Raw genomic sequence first — 2,589 nt, 5'->3', positions numbered from 1 at the left:
AAGGGTTACGGCTCCCTTAATTTTAATTATGAAGATGTCAAATTAACTCTATAAGGTGGTTGGAGTGTTTTGAAAGCTTGGAAAGCCGATGAGTCAGACTAGTGTGAACTATCAGCAGCAGTTACATCCGTGGTGCATTGTCCGACTCCTGCCAAATTTGAAACAGCTCATAGTCGTTCGTTGCCGTCGTCGAGGCGATGCGGAAGCACATCTCAAACTGCTGCATCAGCAAACTGCCGCTGCTTTCACCATCATCTTTGATCCATCTCCTCACGTAGACGAATCATGAACGAACCAACTGAAATGAATGCGCTGACCCCGCTCCAGAAAGCAGAGTTTGCGGCTCGTCGCTTTGCCGCCTTGCAATACAGAGACTGTAGTGCCTGGAGTGTCACCCTGCGGAAAACCTATGGCGTGCGATCGCTGTTCAAAGACCTCAAAAGTGATCTTGCCCAAGCTCTTGTAGTCGAGAAAACCAATGAGCCGATCCGGTAGTCCATTCACGTCACACATGAGGGTGGAATGACTCAGTTCACTGCCAAGGAAGTTTACCTGATCGCTCAATCTTTGCAGTCAGACGTTTAGCGCTCAGAGTACTACCAGGAAGCCACTATGCCACTCTTTCTCATTACCAGTTTGTATGACGAAGGCATCTCCCCAAACCTCTTTCGAGTGGTAGAGGCAGAATCTAAACAGGCGATCGCGCAGCACATGCTGGCGCATCCAGAGCGATGGGACTATTTCCTCTACCGTTGTTTTCATGAGGAGCAGTGGGAGTCAACCCTCACACCCGAGCAATTGCTGGAGCGCATTGAGCGGACGCATGTGGATGGCGATTCGGTGGCGCAACTGAGGATCAGTGAAATCGCCATTCAAGCGCTAGATGAAGTAGACTCCAAACCCTCTTTTCAGCAGGGCACACTGTTTTCGGATTTTGGTTAAGGGCTATGCAGCAGTACTTGCTTCAGCTTGTCTTCCGTGAGTTTGGGCTACAGGTTATCGAGCAGCGCTCGCCGCTTGTCTTGCCACAGCCTGTGCCTTACCAGCCGTTGGGCGATCGTCTGGAAGGCATGACCGCTCTGATCCATGTCCACACGAATGAAAAGACACGCGCTGAATTGCTCGTTGCGCCCATCCTGCTACACCTGGTAGTGCTCTATCCATTGCACCTTGCTTGCGGGCCAGCGTTCGATGCGTGTTCGACTCAGGGCTTGAGTGGCACAATCGATCACGTTGTGAGTCGGGCAACAGCGTCGCGCTCGCCCCTTGCTTCTGACATCACAGCGATCGTGGAGACCAAGTCAACGGAGCGCGGTTTCTCTCACTGCTTGGTACAGATGGTAGCGGCACAACAGTGTAACGACCAGCCCAGCGTTGTTTATGGTGTTGTCACCACCAGGTTAATCTGGCGCTTCCTCAAGTTGGAAGAAACTACGGTCACGATCGATCTGACCGCCTATCCGCTGTTGCCCCTCGAGCCACTGCTCGCCCTGCTGGTGCCCATGCTCCATAAGCGCGTCGTTTGAAAAGAAGCATCCACCATGAATGCAGCACACACAAATCAACTCTTTGAGGACTTTCCAGCGCTTTATGCGGGTAGGCATCTGCCCGTCACCGTAAACTTGATGTCCTTGGGTTTCGACTGTGGCGATGGTTGGTTTGAGTTGCTGTACGACTTGTCTCAACAATTGCAGCAGTACAACCTTGAACATCCTGAAGCCACAGTGACTGTAGTACAGGTCAAGGAGAAATTTGGGAGCTTACGATTCTATGTTGATCAGCCCAGCTTGGCAGTTGAGGCCGCGATCGCAACAGCAGCACTGAAGTCGTTGCAGACATGCGCACTTACAGGGCGACCGGGAAGGTTGCATCAACACAACGGTTACTATCAAACGCTGTGCTCTGAGAAGGCACATGAGTTGGGCTTTGAGCTTGTCCAGAGGGAAGGCAAGGAATCGTCGTGAAAAACCTGCGTCACGATCAATGGTGGAGTTAGGTTATACGCCTCAACTGCGCTACCGTGAATGGCAGCAGGCAGACGGTCAGCGTGAGCTTAGGCTCTATGCCTTGCTGCGATATGAACAGCATGATTTCAACTGTCCGGTCGATCGTGACTATTTGTCTGATGCCTTGGAGTCACTCTGGCAGAGAATCGTGCCTAGTACAGCCGTTCATTTAAGTAAGGGCTAACCCGCCAAAGCAAAGGATAGCGCTCGCTGAGGCAGATTCGTCGTCATTTTGCGTGAATTTCTAGCATAGAAGCCTTTGAGCATCGCCCTTTCGCAATGGTCAACTGGTAGGGTTTTCCCAAGCTGCCTCGGGAAGGCTAAAACGCTTGCCTGCGAGGGCGCTGCAAAGCTCATCACCTGTCGCAGTTTACGACTTTCTTTGCTAGTGCCAGTCCTTTCGTAGCAGCGGTAACTGCACGAGCAGCAGGAACACTCATTTTACTGGTGCAGAGTATATCCAATACTCTGCACCAAGAGGCTAATAGAGGAAATTTTCGCTATATGTACACTTCCTCTATTCATTTCTTATCCCTCTTTTGTTACTACGGTGGAGGAGAAGAAATTCAAGTCCCATCAAGCT

The 2,589-nt window shown here is 51.1% G+C and carries 6 protein-coding genes; all 6 read left to right on the top strand.

Going from position 1 to position 2,589, the window contains the following annotated elements; genetic code table 11:
• Positions 1 to 88 precede the first annotated feature (88 nt).
• The gene (locus AC5JLP_RS13625) at positions 89 to 289 is read left to right on the top strand and encodes a hypothetical protein (RefSeq protein ID WP_496068461.1); all 201 of its coding nucleotides are present in this window, start codon (positions 89 to 91) and stop codon (positions 287 to 289) included.
• Positions 286 to 495, top strand: coding sequence for a hypothetical protein (locus AC5JLP_RS13620; RefSeq protein ID WP_496068460.1), 210 nt, complete (start codon positions 286 to 288; stop codon positions 493 to 495). The genes AC5JLP_RS13625 and AC5JLP_RS13620 overlap by 4 nt, the downstream gene beginning before the upstream one ends.
• Positions 496 to 612: 117 nt before the next feature.
• On the top strand, positions 613 to 942 hold the full coding sequence (locus AC5JLP_RS13615) for an OTU domain-containing protein (protein ID WP_496068459.1): 330 nt from the start codon (positions 613 to 615) through the stop codon (positions 940 to 942).
• Between the two features lie 5 nt (positions 943 to 947).
• Positions 948 to 1,526, top strand: a complete 579-nt coding sequence (locus AC5JLP_RS13610) for a hypothetical protein (RefSeq protein ID WP_496068458.1) — start codon at positions 948 to 950, stop codon at positions 1,524 to 1,526.
• A gap of 15 nt (positions 1,527 to 1,541) precedes the next feature.
• Positions 1,542 to 1,964, top strand: a complete 423-nt coding sequence (locus AC5JLP_RS13605; RefSeq protein WP_496068457.1) for a hypothetical protein — start codon at positions 1,542 to 1,544, stop codon at positions 1,962 to 1,964.
• A 19-nt stretch (positions 1,965 to 1,983) separates the two neighbouring features.
• Positions 1,984 to 2,190 (top strand): hypothetical protein, encoded by a 207-nt coding sequence (locus AC5JLP_RS13600; RefSeq protein WP_496068456.1) that lies wholly within the window; start codon positions 1,984 to 1,986, stop codon positions 2,188 to 2,190.
• Positions 2,191 to 2,589 lie beyond the last annotated feature (399 nt).

The organism is Stenomitos rutilans, from assembly GCF_059505485.1.
Note: the sequence above shows the minus strand (reverse complement) of the source record. Positions and strands in the feature narration are given on the sequence as shown.